Source organism: Nocardioides sp. GCM10028917, assembly GCF_042666175.1.
GTDB lineage: Bacteria > Actinomycetota > Actinomycetes > Propionibacteriales > Nocardioidaceae > Nocardioides.
The window spans coordinates 498,881-515,876 of sequence record NZ_JBHTFL010000003.1 but is presented as its reverse complement, the minus strand read 5'-3'; the positions used below and the strand labels follow the sequence as shown (position 1 = coordinate 515,876).

The 16,996-nt window shown below is 73.1% G+C and carries 13 protein-coding genes; 8 read left to right on the top strand and 5 right to left on the bottom strand.

Features of this window, described 5'->3' with window-relative positions:
* Window positions 1–2 precede the first annotated feature (2 nt).
* Together ACFQW6_RS05820 and ACFQW6_RS05815 are read right to left on the bottom strand one after the other, a co-directional pair.
* Window positions 3–794: a DNA-formamidopyrimidine glycosylase family protein gene (locus tag ACFQW6_RS05820; protein WP_378542202.1), complete on the bottom strand. Its 792-nt coding sequence runs from the start codon at window positions 792–794 to the stop codon at window positions 3–5.
* Window positions 787–5,346, bottom strand: coding sequence for an ATP-dependent helicase (locus tag ACFQW6_RS05815; RefSeq protein WP_378542200.1), 4,560 nt, complete (start codon window positions 5,344–5,346; stop codon window positions 787–789). Before ACFQW6_RS05815 ends, ACFQW6_RS05820 begins: the two co-directional genes overlap by 8 nt.
* A 153-nt stretch (window positions 5,347–5,499) precedes the next feature.
* Here ACFQW6_RS05815 and ACFQW6_RS05810 point away from each other — a divergent pair, with 153 nt between their 5' ends.
* From ACFQW6_RS05810 to ACFQW6_RS05775, 8 genes are all read left to right on the top strand, one after another.
* The gene (locus ACFQW6_RS05810) at window positions 5,500–5,724 is read left to right on the top strand and encodes a hypothetical protein (RefSeq protein WP_378542198.1); all 225 of its coding nucleotides are present in this window, start codon (window positions 5,500–5,502) and stop codon (window positions 5,722–5,724) included.
* A 124-nt stretch (window positions 5,725–5,848) separates the two neighbouring features.
* Entirely contained in the window at window positions 5,849–7,390 is a 1,542-nt protein-coding gene (locus tag ACFQW6_RS05805; RefSeq protein ID WP_378542196.1) for a M1 family metallopeptidase, read from the top strand.
* 145 nt (window positions 7,391–7,535) lie between these two features.
* Entirely contained in the window at window positions 7,536–7,811 is a 276-nt protein-coding gene (locus tag ACFQW6_RS05800) for a Fe-S cluster assembly protein HesB (protein ID WP_378542194.1), read from the top strand.
* Window positions 7,812–7,924: 113 nt separating this feature from the next.
* On the top strand, window positions 7,925–8,722 hold the full coding sequence (locus ACFQW6_RS05795; protein ID WP_378542192.1) for an aldo/keto reductase: 798 nt from the start codon (window positions 7,925–7,927) through the stop codon (window positions 8,720–8,722).
* A 114-nt stretch (window positions 8,723–8,836) separates the two neighbouring features.
* Window positions 8,837–11,563, top strand: coding sequence for an AAA family ATPase (locus tag ACFQW6_RS05790; RefSeq protein ID WP_378542190.1), 2,727 nt, complete (start codon window positions 8,837–8,839; stop codon window positions 11,561–11,563).
* A gap of 79 nt (window positions 11,564–11,642) precedes the next feature.
* Window positions 11,643–12,467, top strand: a complete 825-nt coding sequence (locus ACFQW6_RS05785) for an alpha/beta fold hydrolase (RefSeq protein ID WP_378542188.1) — start codon at window positions 11,643–11,645, stop codon at window positions 12,465–12,467.
* A gap of 13 nt (window positions 12,468–12,480) precedes the next feature.
* Entirely contained in the window at window positions 12,481–13,326 is an 846-nt protein-coding gene (locus ACFQW6_RS05780) for an alpha/beta hydrolase (RefSeq protein ID WP_378542186.1), read from the top strand.
* A gap of 107 nt (window positions 13,327–13,433) precedes the next feature.
* Window positions 13,434–13,931: a winged helix-turn-helix transcriptional regulator gene (locus tag ACFQW6_RS05775; protein ID WP_378542184.1), complete on the top strand. Its 498-nt coding sequence runs from the start codon at window positions 13,434–13,436 to the stop codon at window positions 13,929–13,931.
* 67 nt (window positions 13,932–13,998) lie between these two features.
* Here the strand turns inward: ACFQW6_RS05775 and ACFQW6_RS05770 are convergent, their stop codons facing one another.
* The 3 genes from ACFQW6_RS05770 to ACFQW6_RS05760 all read right to left on the bottom strand — a co-directional run bounded on the left by ACFQW6_RS05770 (window position 13,999) and on the right by ACFQW6_RS05760 (window position 16,876).
* On the bottom strand, window positions 13,999–14,913 hold the full coding sequence (locus ACFQW6_RS05770) for a lipase family alpha/beta hydrolase (RefSeq protein ID WP_378542182.1): 915 nt from the start codon (window positions 14,911–14,913) through the stop codon (window positions 13,999–14,001).
* A gap of 265 nt (window positions 14,914–15,178) precedes the next feature.
* Entirely contained in the window at window positions 15,179–16,477 is a 1,299-nt protein-coding gene (locus tag ACFQW6_RS05765) for an RNA polymerase sigma factor (protein WP_378542180.1), read from the bottom strand.
* A gap of 36 nt (window positions 16,478–16,513) precedes the next feature.
* Window positions 16,514–16,876, bottom strand: a complete 363-nt coding sequence (locus tag ACFQW6_RS05760) for a YciI family protein (RefSeq protein ID WP_378542178.1) — start codon at window positions 16,874–16,876, stop codon at window positions 16,514–16,516.
* Between the last annotated feature and the right edge of the window lie 120 nt (window positions 16,877–16,996).

Sequence of the window (16,996 nt, the reverse complement as noted above, 5' to 3'; positions counted from 1 at the left end):
GCTCAGCGCTCGGGCTGGCAGCTGGGACACCAGTAGGCCGCGCGCTCGCGACCGAGCTCCCCGAGCATGGTGACCGCGATCGGCGTGCGGCACCGGCGGCACGGGGCGTTGTCGCGCCGGTAGACCCACATCCGCTCGCGCTCGCGGAGGTCGCCGGTCGTCGTCTGGATCGCCCGCTCCTTGTTGACCTCGAGCATCTGCTTCCCGCGCCGCACGAGCCGGGGGAGCTGGTCGACGGTGGCGACGGCGCTGGCCGGGTGCACCCCCATGGCGAAGCACAGCTCGGCCATGTACATGTTGCCGATGCCGGCGAGGTTGCGCTGGTCGAGCAGCGCCTGTCCGATCGGCCGGCCCGGCTCGTCGCGGAGGTTGGCGAGGGCACGCTCCTCGTCCCAGTCGGGGCCGAGCAGGTCGGGACCGAGGTGAGCCACCAGGTCGGCCTCCTGCTCGCGCGGCACGAGCTCGACGATGCCGAGCTGGAAGCCGACGGCCTTGCGTCCCTCGATGCCGAGCACGAGTCGTACCTGGGTGTCGGGGCGACGCCACCGCTCGCCGTCGGGGTAGACGTGCCAGGAACCCTCCATCTTGAGGTGGGTGTGGATCGTCCACGCGCGCTGGTGGTCGACGCGGGTGAGGAGGTGCTTGCCGCGGGACAGCGTGCGGATGACCGTGCCGTCGCGGAGGTCGACGGTGGCGAAGGCGGGCACGCGGAAGTCGGAGAGGGTCAGGCGGTGACCGGTCAGGGCGCGGTCGAGCTTCGCTGCCGCGCGGTAGACGGTGTCTCCCTCAGGCACGCAGCCTCAACCCCTTGGGTGTCGCCAGGAAGCCCGCCGCAGTGAGCGCGAGCCGGATGGGAGTCTCGCCGCCACTGCCGATCAGCGCCTGGCCGTCGGCCTTCTCGACGGTGAGCCGGCCGAGCGCCCCCCGGCGGGCGGCATCGGCCAGCGCCGCCATCGCCGGCGTGAGGACGTCGAGGTCGTCGTCCCAGGTGAGGAGCGTGCGGCCGCCGCGCTCGACGTAGACGGTGAGCGCCCCGTCGACCAGGACGACCAGCGCCCCCGCCTTGCGGCCCGGCCGGTGACCGCTGCGCTCGGGGTCGCCCGCGTCGGGCCACGGGAGGGCGGCGCCGAAGACGTTGGCGGGGTCGGTCGCGGCGAGCGCGACGACCGACGGCTTGGTGCCGGACCTGTCGCTGTCGGGCTCGGCGAAGGTGCGCAGCCGGTCGATCGCACCGGCGCTGCCGAACTGCGCCGCCCCGAGGCCCTCGATGAAGTAGCCGCGGCGGCAGCGGCCGGTGTCCTCGAAGGCGCTGAGCACCTTGTAGACCCCGGCGAACCCGCCCGCGACCCGTTCGCTGACGACGGCGCCGCGGGTGACGACGCCGTGGCGCTCGAGGAGGTGCTCGGCGCGGGCGTGGGCACGCCGGGTCGGATCGCCGTCACGATCGGGCAGCAGCGCCCACCGACCGGCAGTCTCCGGAGGGCCGGTGCGCACGGGCATCCGGCCGCCGGTCGTGCGCCCGAGCCGGGGCGGCGTACGACGGGTACGGTGGGACGGGGTGCCGCTGCGGACGAGCGCGCGGAGTGGCGCCAGGGTGTCGTTGGTGACTAGGCCCTTCCAGGTCAGCTCCCACAGCGCGCTGCTGAGGTCGGCGTCGGACGTCGACCCGACGCGGTCGGCGAGCTGGCGGAAGAACCACGCCCCGCCCGGGTCGAGCGCGTCGAGGACGGCGCGCTGGAGGCCGTCGGGCTCGTCGCCCTCGACCTCCGGCAGGGTCAGGTGGGCCTGGTCGGCGAGGTGGAGGCTGACCCAGCCGTCGCTGCCGGGGAGCGGGGCGTGACCGGTCCAGATCACCTCGCCGGACGCCGTCAGCTCGTCGAGCATCGACGGCTCGTAGTCGCGCACGCGGGCGGCGAGCACCAATGGCTCGAGGGCGCTGGCCGGCACGGGGCATCCGGCGAGCTGGTCGATGGCGGCGACCACGCCGTCGACGCCGCGCAGGGAGCCACCGACGCGCTGCCAGGCGGGGAGGAAGCGGGCGACCGCGTCGTGGCTGACGGGCTCGATCTCCTGCCGGAGGCGCGCGAGGGACCGGCGACGCAGCTTGCGCAGCACCTCGGCGTCGCACCACTCGGTGCCCGACCCCGAGGGACGGAACTCCCCGTCGAGCACCCGGCCGCGGTGGGCGAGGCGCTGCAGGGTCTGGCGGGCGACGGCCTCGCCGAGGCCCAGCCGGGCGGCCACCTCGGCGGTGGTGAAGGGGCCGTGGCTGCGGGCGTAGCGGGACACGAGGTCGCCGAGCGGGTCCTCGGGGAGCTGGAGGAACGCGTCGGGGGTGCCGACCGGGACGGGCACGCCGAGCCCGTCGCGGAGGCGGCCGATGTCCTCGATCGCGGTCCACCGGTCCTCACCGGCCATCCGGACGAGGGCGACGCGACGGTCGAGCGAGGCGAGCCAGCCCTCCACGTCGGCGCCGTCGACCGACCGGGCCCGGATCTCCTCCGCCGACAGCGGACCGACGAGCCGCAGCAGGTCGGCGACGGCCTCGGCGTTGCGGGCGCGACGGTCGGTCGCGAGCCACTGCAGCTCGGCCTCGACCTCGGTCAGCACCTCCGGGTCGAGCAGTTCGCGGAGCTCGGCGCGGCCGAGCAGCTCGGCGAGCAGGCCCTGGTCGAGGGACAGCGCGGCGGCGCGGCGCTCGGCGATGGGGGAGTCGCCCTCGTAGACGAACTGGGCGACGTAGCCGAAGAGCAGGCTGCGGGCGAACGGGCTGGGCTGGGTGGTGGCGACGTCGAGGACGTTGACCTCGCGGCGCTGCACGCGACCGAGGAGCGTGACGAGCGCCGGCAGGTCGTAGACGTCCTGGAGGCACTCGCGGACCGCCTCGAGCACGATCGGGAAGGCTGGATACTGGGACGCGACCTCGAGCAGCTGGGCGCTGCGCTGGCGTTGCTGCCACAGCGGGCTGCGACGGCCGGGGTCGCGTCGGGGGAGCAGCAGGGCGCGGGCGGCGCACTCGCGGAAGCGGCTGGCGAACAGCGCCGACCCGCCGACCTCCTGGGTGACGAGCTGCTCGATCTCCTCGGGCTCGAAGACGATGACCTCGCCCGTGGGCGGCTCGGCGTCGGTGTCGGGGATGCGGATGACGATGCCGTCGTCGGAGGCGACGGCCTGCCCGTCGACGTCGAAGCGCTCGCGCAGCCGGGCGTTGATCGCCAGCGCCCACGGGGCGTGGACGGGTGTGCCGTAGGGCGAGTGGACCACGAGGCGCCAGTCGCCGAGCTCGTCACGGAACCGCTCGACGACGATCTGGGTGTCGTTGGGGACGACCTGGGTGGCCTCGCGCTGCTCGCCGAGGTAGGTGACCAGGTTGGTCGCGGCGTTGACGTCGAGGCCGCGCTCGCGGACGCTGTCGATGGCCTTGGCCGTGGGCTTGGCGGCCAGCTCCCGCGTGAACGCACCGACGGCCGCTCCGAGCTCGGCGGGCCGACCGAGTGCGTCGCCCTTCCAGAACGGCAGGCGGCCGGGGATGCCCGGCGCGGGGGTGACGAGCACGCGGTCGTGGGTGATGTCCTCGATCCGCCAGCTGGTGGCGCCGAGGGCGAAGATGTCGCCCACCCGGGACTCGTAGACCATCTCCTCGTCGAGCTCGCCGACACGGCTGGCCTTCTCGCCGACGAGGAAGACGCCGAAGAGCCCGCGGTCGGGGATCGTGCCGCCGCTGGTGACGGCGAGTCGCTGGGCGCCGGGGCGCCCGCTGAGCTGGCCGGTCACCCGGTCCCAGACGATGCGGGGACGCAGCTCGGCGAACTCGTCGCTCGGGTAGCGGCCGCTGAGCAGGTCGAGGGTCGCGTCGTAGGCGGAGCGGGGGAGCTGGGTGTAGGAGGCGGAGCGGGTGACGAGCGAGAAGAGCTCGTCGACCTGCCACTCCTCCATGGCGAGCGCGGCCACCACCTGCTGGGCCAGGACGTCGAGCGGGTTCGTGGGCACCGCCATCTTCTCGATGGCACCGGAGCGCATCCGCTCGACCGACACGGCCGTCTGCGCGAGGTCGCCGCGGTGCTTGGGGAACAGCACCCCCCGGCTCACCTCGCCGACCTGGTGGCCGGCGCGGCCGACGCGCTGGAGCGCGCTGGCGACGTTGGGCGGCGACTCGATCTGGATGACGAGGTCGACCGAGCCCATGTCGATGCCGAGCTCGAGGCTGCTGGTCGCGACGACGCAGGGGAGGCGACCGCGCTTGAGGTCGTCCTCGATGACCGCCCGCTGCTCCTTGGACACCGACCCGTGGTGGGCCTTCGCGATGACGGCCTCGGCGCCGCTGCTCTGGCCGGACTGCGCCATCACCTGGGCGGGGGGCTTGCCGTTCTCTGCTCGTCGAGACGGGCGCTCCGCGCCCGCCACGAGACCCGGGTCCTGCTCTCGGGCGGCGGCTCGCTCGGCGGCGATCTCGTTGAGGCGGGCGGTGAGTCGCTCGGCCAGTCGGCGCGAGTTGGCGAAGACGATGGTGGAGCGGTGCTGCTCGACGAGGTCGACGACATGCTCCTCCACGTGGGGCCAGATGCTCGTCGACCGGCCGGGGTCGCCGGACTCCTCGTCGTACTCCTCGGGCATGGTCATGTCCTCGACGGGCACGACGACGCGCAGGTCCCACTCCTTGGTGCTCGGCGGGGCGACGATCTCGACCGGCTGGGTGCCGCCGAGGAAGCGGGCGACCTCCTCGAGGGGGCGGACGGTCGCGCTCAGCCCGATGCGCTGGGCCGGCCTCTCGAGCAGGTGGTCGAGGCGCTCGAGGCTGATGCCGAGGTGGGCGCCGCGCTTGGTGCCGGCGACCGCGTGCACCTCGTCGATGATCACGGTGTCGACGCCGCGGAGCGTCTCGCGCGCCTGGCTGGTCAACATGAGGAACAGCGACTCGGGTGTCGTGATGAGGATGTCGGGCGGCGTCGTGCCGAGCTTGCGCCGCTCGGCGGTGCTGGTGTCGCCCGACCGCAGCCCGACGGCGATGTCGGGGACGGTGGTCTCGAGCCGCTCGGCGGTGTGGCGGATGCCGGTGAGCGGGGCGCGGAGGTTGCGCTCGACGTCGACCCCGAGCGCCTTGAGCGGTGAGATGTAGAGCACGCGCGTGCGGCGGGTCTTGTCGTCGGGGCGCTCGGTGCTGAGGAGCCGGTCGATCGCGTGGAGGAAGGCGCTCAGGGTCTTGCCGCTGCCGGTCGGTGCGACGACCAGCGCGTTCCTGCCGGCGGCGATCGCGTCCCAGGCGCCCTCCTGCGCCGGCGTGGGGCTCGCGAAGGACGCCTCGAACCACGCGCGCGTGGCTGCGCTGAAGCGGTCGAGGGCGGTCATGCCCTGCAGTCTTGCACCGGGATCCGACAACAGGCCCCGTCCTTTGGGCTGGCCACGTCGTTCGGCCGTGGATCCTCCGGTGTCGGGCCACCAAATCGGGCATGTTGGCGCGCATTGACTGTCTCCGACCGGACGAGCGCGCACGCTGTGAACATGACAGCGGTGATGCTCGACGAGACGGCCACGGTGATCCGTGAGCTTGCTCGCGCCGCCGAGGCCTTCGCGCAGCGCGCGATGGAGCAGGAGGCCTGCCGCGACCGTGCACGTCCCGGCACCGCGGTGCAGCACCGCCACGCGCACTCCGCCACGCTGTGGCGACTGGCCGAGTCGAGCCTGCGGGCACGCATCAGTGAGCTGGAGGCTGCGCCGGCCGCGTGACCGGCACACGCGTACGCCGCGGACGCAGGCGGCTCGCACATCCTCAACTTGGGAGACGCCCGCTCGGCGGCCCGCGCCGTACTGTCGTGGGACGAGCTGCGCCCCACGACTGGAGGCTCGAGCGATGGGAACTCTCTCCCGGACATCACGGATCCTGGTTGCCGCCAGCCTCGCCGCCGCCGTCCTCGCCTCGGTCGGGGCCGGTGCCGCCCCCGCCGAACCGGGAGCGCGAGCGCCGGGTGGCCCGCGGTTCACCGCAGGCGCGGACGGAGCCGGAGACCCCTACTTCCCGCGAGCGGGCAACGGTGGCTACGACGTCTCCCACTACGACCTCGACATCGACTACGAGCCACCGACGGCGACGGTCCCGCCGACGCCGCTGTCGCAGATCCGTGGCCGCCTCGACGGCGTGGCGACGATCGACCTCGTGGCGCGCCAGGACCTCGACCGGTTCAACCTCGACCTGCGCGGCATGGCCGTGTCGGCGCTGACCGTCAACGGGAAGCCGGCCACCGGCGTGGCGCCGCCCGCGGACGGCGAGGAGGTCGAGGGAGCGGCGTACTGGCACGTGCAGGACGACGCCGACCGGCGCTGGGAGCTGACGGTGCAGCCCCGGCCCAAGCTCAAGGCGGGTCAGTCGGCGCGGGTGGTCGTCACCTACGGCGGCGAGACCGCGCGCCCGACCGACATCGAGGACGCGCTCTACGGCTGGGTCACCACGCGCGACGGGGCCATGGTCGTCAGCGAGCCGGAGGGCTCGATGACGTGGTACCCGGTCAGCGACCACCCGAGGGACAAGGCGACCTACAGCTTCGAGATCACGGTGCCGGCCGGGAAGACCGCCGTGGCCAACGGCGAGCCGACCGGGGACCCGGTGACGGCCGGTGGCCGGACCACCTGGTCCTGGGACGCCCCCGACCAGCAGGCCAGCTACCTCACGACCGCGTCGGTCGGCGACTTCGTCCGACGACCGGCGACGACGTCTGCGAGCGGGGTGCCGATCCTCGACTTCGTCGACAGCAAGCTCACGAGTGGCCAGCTGGCCACGACCAACGCCAGCCTGGCGCTGCAGCCGCGGATGATCGACTTCTTCGAGTCCCGGTTCGGCGCCTACCCGTTCAGCTCGTTCGGCTCGATCGTCGACAACGACAGCGTGGGCTACGCGCTGGAGACGCAGACGCGCCCCGTCTACTCGGGCTCGGCCGGCCAGGGCACGGTCGCGCACGAGCTCGCCCACCAGTGGCTCGGCAACGCGGTCAGCCCGGACGAGTGGCGCCACATCTGGCTCAACGAGGGCTGGGCGACGTACGCGGCATGGATGTGGGCCGAGGAGAACGGTGGCCTCACGACGCAGCAGGCGTTCGCCAACTGGTACGCCCCCGCCCGCACGCCGGCGTACTGGGCGCTGCCCATCGCCGACCCCGGGCCGCTCGGGCTCTTCGCCACGCAGGTCTACAACCGCGGCGCGGGCACGCTCCACGCGCTCCGGACGAAGGTGGGCGACGACGTCTTCTTCGCCGCGACGCGCGAGTGGCTCCGCCGCTACGACGACTCGACCGGGACCACCGACGACTTCATCGCCGTCTTCGAGGAGGAGTCCGGCCAGGACCTCTCGGCGTTCTTCCACACCTGGCTGGTCGCCCCGGAGAAGCCCACGAGCTGGTAGCCGACCGCTCCTCAGTCGTCCGAGACCGGACGGATCTCCACGACGCCCGGTGGCCCGGGAGGGATCGCCCTGATCGGCGGTTTGCGTGCGCGCCGGGTCCGAGCAATGGTGAGAGGGACACATTCTCCATCCGGAAGGAGAGCCCATGCTTGCTCTCACCGAGAACGTGACCGACATCGTGACGCAGCTCGCCGAAGAGGTGCCCGAGATCACCGCGCTCCGCATCGCCACCGAGGCGGACGGGGAGTCCCTGTCCGTCAGCCCGGCCGACCACGCCGAGAGCGACGACCAGGTCATCGAGCAGGACGGCGCCACCATCTACGTCGACGGACCCGCGTCGGAGTTCCTCTCCGACAAGGTGCTCGACGGCGGCGTGGACGAGGACGGCACCATCCAGTTCGCGCTGGGCCAGCAGGCCTGACGCACGCACGACCGACACGCACGGACGGAGTCCCGGGCCCATGGGGTCCGGGACTCCAGTCATGTCCGGCGCTCGCAACGGGCGTACTTGGCGGACGTGACAGCATCGGAGAGGTGACCGACCACGACCTGCAGCTGCCCGACCAGGCCCTGACGTTGACGAACGCGACGAGCATCCCGCTGCTCGGCTTCGGCACGTGGCAGATCACCGGGGACGACGCGGTGCGCGCGACGACGGCCGCGCTGGAGGCCGGCTACCGGCACCTCGACACGGCAACGGTGTACGGCAACGAGGCTGAGGTGGGCCGCGCGCTCGCCGAGAGCGGCGTCGCGCGCGAGGACGTGTTCGTGACGACCAAGTGCCCGCCGGGCCGCGCCGGCCGCGAGCTCGAGACCCTGCGCGAGAGCCTGGACCTGCTGCGCACCGACCACGTCGACCTGTGGCTCATCCACTGGTCCGGCAGGGGCTCGACGAACGTCGACATGTGGCGCGCGTTCGTGGAGGCTCGCGAGCAGGGTCTGGCCCGCGAGATCGGCGTGAGCAACTTCGACGCCGCGCTCATCGACGAGCTGACCGACGCGACCGGCGTACGGCCGGCGATCGACCAGATCGAGTGGAGCCCGCTCCTCTTCGACGCCGGGACGTTGCAGGAGCACCGCGAGCGTGACGTGGCCGTCGAGGGCTACAGCGCCCTGCGGGGCGGCACCCTCGACCACCCCGCGATCGTCGCGATAGCCGATCGGTTGGGCCGCACCCCCGCCCAGGTCATCATCCGGTGGCACCTCCAGCACGAGGTGGTCGTGATCCCGAAGTCGGCGCACCCGGAGCGCATCCGGTCCAACGCAGACGTCGGCGGGTTCGCCCTGGCCGAGGAGGACATGGCGACGCTCGACGCCCTGGGCGGGCGCTGACGGCGACGCATCCGCCGCGTCGAGCGCGTGGGTGGCCTGGCGTCGGTCAGGTCGGCCGCGAGAGGTCTGGACCACAGCTGGCGTCACCTGACTTCACCTGGTTAGAGTCAGCGGATGGCGACTGCGGAGCGTCTTCTCGGGCGGCACGCCGAGCGAGAGCAGGTACGTGCCCTGATCGGGCAGGCCCGCAACGGACGCGGGGGAGCGCTGCTCCTCACCGGCGAGCCGGGGATCGGGAAGACCACCCTCCTCGACGCCACCACGTCCGACCCTGCCGGCATGCGCCTGCTCCGGGTGGACGGGTTCGAGGCCGAGTCGATGATCCCGTTCGCGGGCGTGCAGCGGCTGGCGATCCCCTTGCGCCGGCACCTGTCCGAGCTGCCCGAGAGCCACCGCCACGCCCTGCGCGTCGCGGCCGGGGTGGAGCAGGGCGACCCGCCCGACCGGTTCCTCGTCGGGCTCGGCGTGCTGGGCCTCCTGGGCGCCGCCGGGGAGACCGAACCGGTGCTCTGCGTCGTCGACGACGCGCACCTGCTCGACCCCGAGTCCCTTGACGTGCTCGGACTGGTGGCCCGGCGGCTGGAGGCCGAGTCGGTCGCGCTGGTGCTGGCGGCGCGCGACGCCGCGCCCGTTGCAGCGCAGCTGGCCGGCGTCCCTGCCCTGCGCCTCGCCGGACTCGAGAGCGAGTGGGCCACGCGGCTGCTGTCGGCATCGCTGGCGGAGCCGATCGACCCGGCCGCCGCCGCACAGGTGATCGCTGCCACCGGGGGGAACCCACTCGCCCTGGTGGACCTGGCGGGCGAGCTGAGCGTCCGGCGGCTGACGGAGGCGAGCCTGGCCGACGAGCCGCTACCGATCGGGCACCACCTCGAGACGCTCTACCTGCGACGGATCCGCCACCTCTCCGCGGACCTCCAGACCTGGTTGCTGATCGCTGCCGCCGACTCCACCGGCAACCTCGACCTGATCCGCGCAGCCGGACAGTTCTGGGGACTTCCGGGCGACCCGGTCGAGGAGGCGGAGTCCGCGGACCTCGTCGAGCTCGGCCCCACGATCACCTTCCGTCACCCACTGGTCCGCTCGGCGGCGTACAACGCCGTCCAGGGCTCCCAGCGCAGGCGTGCCCACCGTGCCCTGTCGGAGGCCGCCGACCACCTGGGGCTGGTCGAGGTGGAGGCATGGCACGCCGCCAAGGCCACCCTGGGCACCGATCCGGACGTGGCCGACCGGCTCGAGCGGGTGGCGGACGCAGCCGGGCGGCGCGGCGGGCTCGCCTCCCGCGCGCGCGTGCTGGCGCAGGCGTCGGCGCTCACCCCGCCCGGGCGCACGAGGTACGCGAGGCTGGTGGACGCCGCCGACGCCGCGCTCGCCTCGGGAGCAGCCCAGCTCGCCAAGACCTACCTCGACGACGTGGACGAGGACGCGCTCGACGCGGTCACCCGGGGGCGGCTCATCTGGACCCGCGCCAGCATCTCGCTCTTCACCGCCGATCCTGCCCTCATGGAGGCGGGCGCCACGATGCTGTCGGCGGCCGAGTGCCTCCACGGGCACGACGTCGCGCTCGAGCAGGACGCCCTCATCAAGGCCTTCGAGTACACCCTGCCCGCCGAACGCATGGCCCGGGGCCTGACGCTGTCCGAGCTCGGTGCCCGGCTGCGCAAGGGAGCCGACCTGCGGGAGGGGACGGCGGCCACGATCCTCCGCGGACTCGGCGCGCACATCCTGCTGCCGTACGACCAGGCCGTCCCCGTCATGCGGGCAGCGGTCGACGCCATCCTCGGCCTCGACCCCGCCAGGCTGCTGCGCTACGGCGCCACGAGCGTGGCGCTGACGACGGCGCTCTGGGACGCCCGGGCCAGGCGCGAGTGTCTCGAGCGGACCGCCGCCGCCGCGCGCGATGCCGGCGCCCTGCAGCTGCTGGACACCACCCTGTGGACCATGTCCTTGGCCGAGCTCTCCGGTGGCACGCCGCGGCAGGCGCACCAGTACATCGAGCAGGTGCGCGAGCTCCGCCGGGCCATCGGCTACGACGCCGAGCACGTCATCAACGTCGCCCTCCTCGCCTGGGCGGAGGCACCTCGCCCGCAGGTGGAGATGATCGCCGAAGGTGCCGGGTCGATGGGCTTCGGAGGTGTGCAGTCGGCCGGCCATGCGGCGCTCGCGGTTCGCGACCTGGCGGACGCGGACTACGAGCAGGCATACCGCCGGCTCAAGCCGCTGGTGGACGACCCGTTCCTCCAGGTGACCCCCCTGGAGCTGCCCGACTTCGTCGAGGCGGCGTGCCGCAGCGAGCGGTCGGGGGAGGCGTGGGCGCACGTCCGTCACCTCGAGGCGCTGGCGGCCGCCAACGGATCGCCGTGGACCGTCGGGGTGGCGCACCGCTCGCGGGCCCTCGTCGAGGAGGACGCCGAGCCGCACCACCGGGCGGCCGTCGATGCGCTGGCCGCCGGTGACGTCCCGATCGAGCTCGCACGAGCCCACCTGTTGTACGGCGAGTGGCTGCGGCGGGCCAGGCGCCGACGCGAGGCCCGGGAGCAGCTCCACCTCGCCCTGGGCCTGTTCGAGCGCGGCCAGGCCCCGGCATTCGCCCGCCGGGCCCGCGCGGAGCTCACCGCCATCGGCGACCAGACCGCGCAGGCCGGCGCCCGTGACCCCCTCGACCTGACGCCGCAGCAGCTGACCGTCGCACGCCTCGCGGCCACCGGCCACACCAACGCCGAGATCGGGTCGACGATGTTCCTCAGCCCGAACACCGTCGACTACCACCTGCGCAACGTCTTCCACAAGCTCGGCATCTCCTCCCGCCGGCAGCTCGCCGACCGGCTCGACGGGACGGACTGACCCCGGGACTACGTGGCGTACGTGGTCCGCACCGGCCCGGCCTCCGCCACGCTCGGAGGACCCGACCACAGGAGGCCCGATGCCCTACGTGACCGCCGACGACGGCGCCCGCATCTTCTACAAGGACTGGGGCGTCGACGGCACCCCCGTGATCCTCAGCCACGGCTGGCCGCTCAACGCCGACGCCTGGGAGGCCACCGCCCTGTTCCTCGCCGAGCACGGGCACCGCGCGATCGCCCACGACCGTCGCGGCCACGGCCGCTCGAGCCAGACGTGGGACGGCAACGAGATGGACACCTACGCCGACGACCTGGCCTGCCTGGTCGACACGCTCGACCTCTCGGACCTGACCCTCGTGGGCCACTCCACGGGCGGCGGCGAGGTCGTGCACTACGTGGGTCGCCACGGGACCGCCCGCGTGGCCCGCCTCGTCCTCGTGTCCGCCGTGCCGCCGCTGATGCTGCGCACCGACAACAATCCCGACGGCCTGCCGATCGAGGTGTTCGACGACATCCGGGCGGGGGAGGCCGCCAACCGCTCGCAGCTCTACCGCGACCTGGCCGACGGACCGTTCTTCGGGCACAACCGCAACCACGACGTGGCGCAGGGCTTCCGTGACGCCTTCTGGCTCCAGAGCATGGCCTGCGGCCACCGGGCGGCGTACGAGTGCATCGCCGCGTTCAGCGCGACGGACTTCCGCCCCGACCTTGAGAAGGTCGACGTCCCCACCCTGGTGATCCACGGCGACGACGACCAGATCGTGCCCTTCGAGGTCGGCGGCGCGCGGTCCGCCGCCATGGTCGCCGGCGCCGAGCTGAAGGTCTACGAGGGCAGCGGCCACGCCCTGCCCGACACCGACCGCGACCGCCTCCACGCCGACCTGCTCGCCTTCATCGACTCCTGAGAGGAACCACCCCATGACCGACGCACGACCCGAGACACGACCCGAGACGATCGTGCTGGTGCACGGACTCTGGATGACCCCGCGCAGCTGGGAGCACTGGGTCACCCACTACGAGGCGCAGGGGCACACCGTCCTCACGCCTGCCTACCCCGGATTCGAGATCGAGGTCGAGGCGCTGCGCGAGAACCCGCAGGTCATCGCGGACCTCACCGTGGCGGAGACCGTCGACCACCTCGCCTCGGTGGTCGAGGGTGTCGGCACCCCGCCGATCATCATCGGACACTCGTTCGGCGGCACCCTCACGCAGCTCCTCCTGGCCCGCGGACTGGGGTCTGCGGGAGTGGTGATCGACTCCGCGCCGACCGAGGGCGTCCGGGTGAACCCGGTCTCCCAGGCCAGGTCGCTGTTCCCCGCGCTGAAGAACCCGGCCAACCGGCACAAGGCGGTGGGCTTCACGCCCGAGGAGTTCCACTACGCCTTCACCAACACCCTCTCCGAGGAGGAGTCGCGGAAGGTCTGGGACCGCTACGCCATCGCGGCTCCGGGCTACTGGGTGTGGGAGTACGGGCTGTTCGCCAACTTCAAGCCCGGCCACCAGGACACCTGGGTGGACTACTCCGCCGACCGGGCCCCGCTGCTGTTCATCGCGGGCTCGGAGGACCACATCATGCCGCCGTCGGTGAACCGGTCGAACGCCAAGCACTACGACAAGTCACCGGCCGTCACCGAGTACCACGAGCTCGAGGGACGCGACCACTGGACCTGCGCCGCACCCGGGTGGGAGGAGGTCGCCGACCACGCGCTGGCGTGGGCCCGCGAGCACAGCCGGACCGCACCGGCACGGGCCGTCGAGACCTGAGCCACCTGCACCCACGACCGGGCCGACCGGGCCGACCCAGCCCGGTCGGCCCGGTCGGCACGGGTGCTCCCGGACGGGTCGCCGCGAACTACAGTGAGGAGGTGTCGATGAAGTTGGAGGGGGCGCTCGCCCGCCGTGACAACCAGCCGGTCGGTGCCTACTGCCCGATCGAGCGCACCTTGGCTGTGCTCAGCACCAGGTCCGCGATGCTGGTCCTGCGCGAGGCCTTCTACGGCGCCTCGCGGTTCGAGGAGTTCGCCGCTCGCGCCGACCTGACCGACGCGACGACCTCCGCGCGGCTGCACGACCTCGTCCGTGCCGGCGTCCTCGAGAGGCGGCCCTACCAGGAGCCCGGGCAGCGGGGTCGGCACGAGTACGTCCTGACGCCGGCGGGGGAGGACCTGATGCCCGCGCTCTTCGCCCTGCTCCAGTGGGCGAACCGCCACGACCCGCCGCCGTACCCGCCGCGGCTCACCCACGACGGCTGCGGCCGCCCGGTGACGATCGCGGCGCACTGCGACGCCGGCCACCACGTGTCGAGCGACGACATCACGGTCACCGCCGCCGGACCCTTCGGCCTCGACGACCCGCTGCCGTCGAGCTGAGCCTGCCGCGCCCGGTCGGCGCACCGACGAGGTCGACCGCCCGAGCGGCCGACCGGTGTCGTGTCCGTCAGCGGGCCGCCTCGCGGATCAGCTTCGTCACCACTCGCGGGTGGCTCATCATCACCACGTGGGAGCTGTCCACCTCCACGACCCGTGCACCGGCCCGGGCCGCCATGGCGCGCTCGGCCTCCGGCGGGATGATCCGGTCCTGCGCGGCGACGACGTACCAGCTCGGGATCTCGGCCCACGCCGGCGGACCCGACTCGGTCACCAGTGCCGCCAGCGCACCGGGTCGCTGGCTGGCGGCCATGAACCGGGTGGTCCGTCCCGGCAGGTCCTGCGCGAAGAGCTCGCCGAACCAGGCCGGATCGATGTAGGCGTCCGCGTTGGGCGGGCTGACGCCGGGGATCGGCCGGAGCACCAGGTGGTCGGTGACCTCGGTGTGGCCCCCACCCAGGAGGTTCGCCTCGGCGACGCTCTCGCCCTCGGCGGGGGCGTACGCCGCCACGTAGACGAGGGAGCGGACGGCGGGGTTGCCCGTCGCGGCGTTGCTGATCACCGCGCCGCCGTACGAGTGTCCGACCAGCACGATCGGGCCCTCGATGGTGCCGAGGAACGCGCGGAGGTACGCGCCGTCGCTGATCGGGTCGCGCAGCGGGTTGGAGAACGCCAGGACCGGGTAGCCCTGGTCCATCAGCTGCATCGCGACGGCCTCCCACCCACTGGAGTCGGCGAAGGCGCCGTGGACCAGGACGACGGTGGGCCGATCACTGGCATCGGGCTGGCCGGGCGGGGCGGGATGTCCGCGTCGGCCGGGGTGTCGGGCGGAGGCGTCGGCCACCGCGCGGGCGGCCGCGTCGGCGGCCGACGCCGAGGTAGGACCCGGTGGCGAGCCGGCAGTGGCAGCGGCGAACAAGGTCCCCACCAGCGTCAGCGCCAGGAGGGCGGCCGACAGTGGGCGGGTCAGGAAACGGTGTCTCATCTGGACTCCTCGTCTCGAAGGTGGTCCCGATCGTCGACCGGCCCGCACCTCGCCCGGACCACGTGCCACACGTAGTCGGTCCGAGCGAACGTGGCAGCAATGGCAGCGCCATCCCATTCACCGGTCGCCGAGGCGCTCGTGCGGTGATCGTGGTGCACCTGGTGCATCAGGATCACCGCGATACGGCCTGCGTCACTCCGGCGACACCATGGCCCGCGGACGATCAGTAGTTGGACCACACCCAGGTTCCGTCGGTTCAGCCGTTTCAGCCACCGAGCGTCCGGTTGTCCGCGGCGCGCCGCCGCAGCACGCGGCGCTCGCCCTCGTTGCGGGTGAGGCGCGCCGCCTCGTCGAAGACCGACGCGGCCTCCGCGTGGCGACCGGCGCGCTCCAGGAGGTCGCCGCGCACGCTGGGCAGCAGCGGGGAGGCGCCGAGCCGGGACGGGTCCACGGCGTCGAGCACGGCGAGCCCGGCGGCGGCTCCGTGCGCCCTACCGTGGGCCACGGCCCGGTTGACCTCGACGACCGGGCCGGGCGCGGCCTGCGCGAGGACGTCGTACAGGACGGCGATGCGGCCCCAGTCCGTGTCCTCGGCCCGCGACGCGGTGGCGTGCTCGGCGGCGATCGAGGCCTGGAGGAAGTAGCGACCGACGGGCGCGCCGGCCGCAGCGAGACGGGAGGCGGCCCGCAGCGCCGCGAGGCCGCGCCGGATCATCAGCTCGTCCCACAGGGAGCGGTCCTGCGCCTCGAGCAGCACGGGCGTGCCATCGGAATCGAGGCGGGCCCCGGTCCGCGATCCCTGCAGCTCCAGCAGGGCTTGCAGGCCGAGCACCTCGGGCTCGTCGGGTGCCAGGTCGGCGAGCATGCGGGCCAGCCGTGTCGCCTCGGCTGCGAGGTCGGGACGCATCCAGTCGTCGCCCGCGGTGGCGGCGTAGCCCTCGTTGAAGATCAGGTAGACCACTGCCATCACGTCGTCGAGACGCGCCGTCCGCTCGTCGCCCGTCGGCAGGTCGAGCTGCGCCCGGGCTTCCGCCAGCGTCTTCTTCGCCCGGGAGATGCGCTGGCCCATCGTCGTCTCGCTGGTGAGGAAGCCGCGGGCGATCTCGGCGGTGGTGAGGCCCCCGACCAGCCGCAGCGTCAGCGCGGCGCGGGACTCGGGGGTCAGCGAGGGGTGGCAGGAGAGGAAGACCAGCCGCAGGACGTCGTCCTCGATGTGGTCGACCTGGTCGTCGAGGTCCGGCACGCGTGCCTCCTCCCCGCCTCCGGCGTGCTCGAGCTCGGCCACCTTGCGACGCAGCGTGTCGGCGCGCCGGAAGTGGTCGACACCGCGGCGCTTGGCCGTCGTCATCAACCAGGCAGACGGGTTGTCGGGGATCCCCGACACGGGCCACTGCTCCAGCGCGGCGACGAGCGCGTCCTGCGCGAGGTCCTCGGCCAGGTCGACGTCGCGCGTCATCCGGGCGAGGGCGCCGACGAGGCGGGCCGACTCGGCCCGCCACGTGGCGATCACGACCCCCGAGGGTCCCGAGAGCCCCGGGAGGTCGTCGTACGTCCCTGCTGGCACTCGTCCAGCGTAGTGAGCCAGCGTCGTGAGCCGGCGTCAGTCGCCGGGCGCCTCCGGGCCCTCGGACACCTGGCGCAGCGTGGAGACCACGGTGACCTCCGGCCAGTGCTTCGCGTGCAGCTCGGCGAAGAGCTGCTGGTCGGCCACCGCCTCCTCGAGGGTGGCGTACTCCATGAGCGACCAGCCGCCGACGACCTCCTTGCCCTCGGCGTACGGCCCGTCGACCCGGGTGACCCCACCCTGACGGACCACGAAGTTGACGGCGTCCTCGGTGCCGTAGAGCCCGCCGCCGTCGAGGAACGAGCCGTTGGCGGCGCGCTCCCCGATGAAGACGTCCATCGCGTCGAACAACGACTGCGGCGGCACCCCGATGCCCTCTTCCATCCTGACGAATCCCATGAATCGCGGCATTGTGATCGTTCCTCCTGTGGTGCGGTGGGTGTGTTCTCGCACGTACGTCGAACGGGCGCGGCGCGGCTCGACATCGGCGACGCAGATTTCTTCGACGCTTTCCGCGAC

What these genes read in the sequence shown, in the direction of transcription:
- ACFQW6_RS05760 (WP_378542178.1), bottom strand. Translation starts at nt 16,876, where the DNA reads ATGGGATTCGTCAGGATGGAAGAGGGCATCGGGGTGCCGCCGCAGTCG.
- ACFQW6_RS05775 (WP_378542184.1), top strand. Translation starts at nt 13,434, where the DNA reads ATGAAGTTGGAGGGGGCGCTCGCCCGCCGTGACAACCAGCCGGTCGGT.
- ACFQW6_RS05785 (WP_378542188.1), top strand. Translation starts at nt 11,643, where the DNA reads ATGCCCTACGTGACCGCCGACGACGGCGCCCGCATCTTCTACAAGGAC.
- ACFQW6_RS05805 (WP_378542196.1), top strand. Translation starts at nt 5,849, where the DNA reads ATGGGAACTCTCTCCCGGACATCACGGATCCTGGTTGCCGCCAGCCTC.
- ACFQW6_RS05815 (WP_378542200.1), bottom strand. Translation starts at nt 5,346, where the DNA reads ATGACCGCCCTCGACCGCTTCAGCGCAGCCACGCGCGCGTGGTTCGAG.
- ACFQW6_RS05790 (WP_378542190.1), top strand. Translation starts at nt 8,837, where the DNA reads ATGGCGACTGCGGAGCGTCTTCTCGGGCGGCACGCCGAGCGAGAGCAG.
- ACFQW6_RS05810 (WP_378542198.1), top strand. Translation starts at nt 5,500, where the DNA reads ATGACAGCGGTGATGCTCGACGAGACGGCCACGGTGATCCGTGAGCTT.
- ACFQW6_RS05780 (WP_378542186.1), top strand. Translation starts at nt 12,481, where the DNA reads ATGACCGACGCACGACCCGAGACACGACCCGAGACGATCGTGCTGGTG.
- ACFQW6_RS05800 (WP_378542194.1), top strand. Translation starts at nt 7,536, where the DNA reads ATGCTTGCTCTCACCGAGAACGTGACCGACATCGTGACGCAGCTCGCC.
- ACFQW6_RS05770 (WP_378542182.1), bottom strand. Translation starts at nt 14,913, where the DNA reads ATGAGACACCGTTTCCTGACCCGCCCACTGTCGGCCGCCCTCCTGGCG.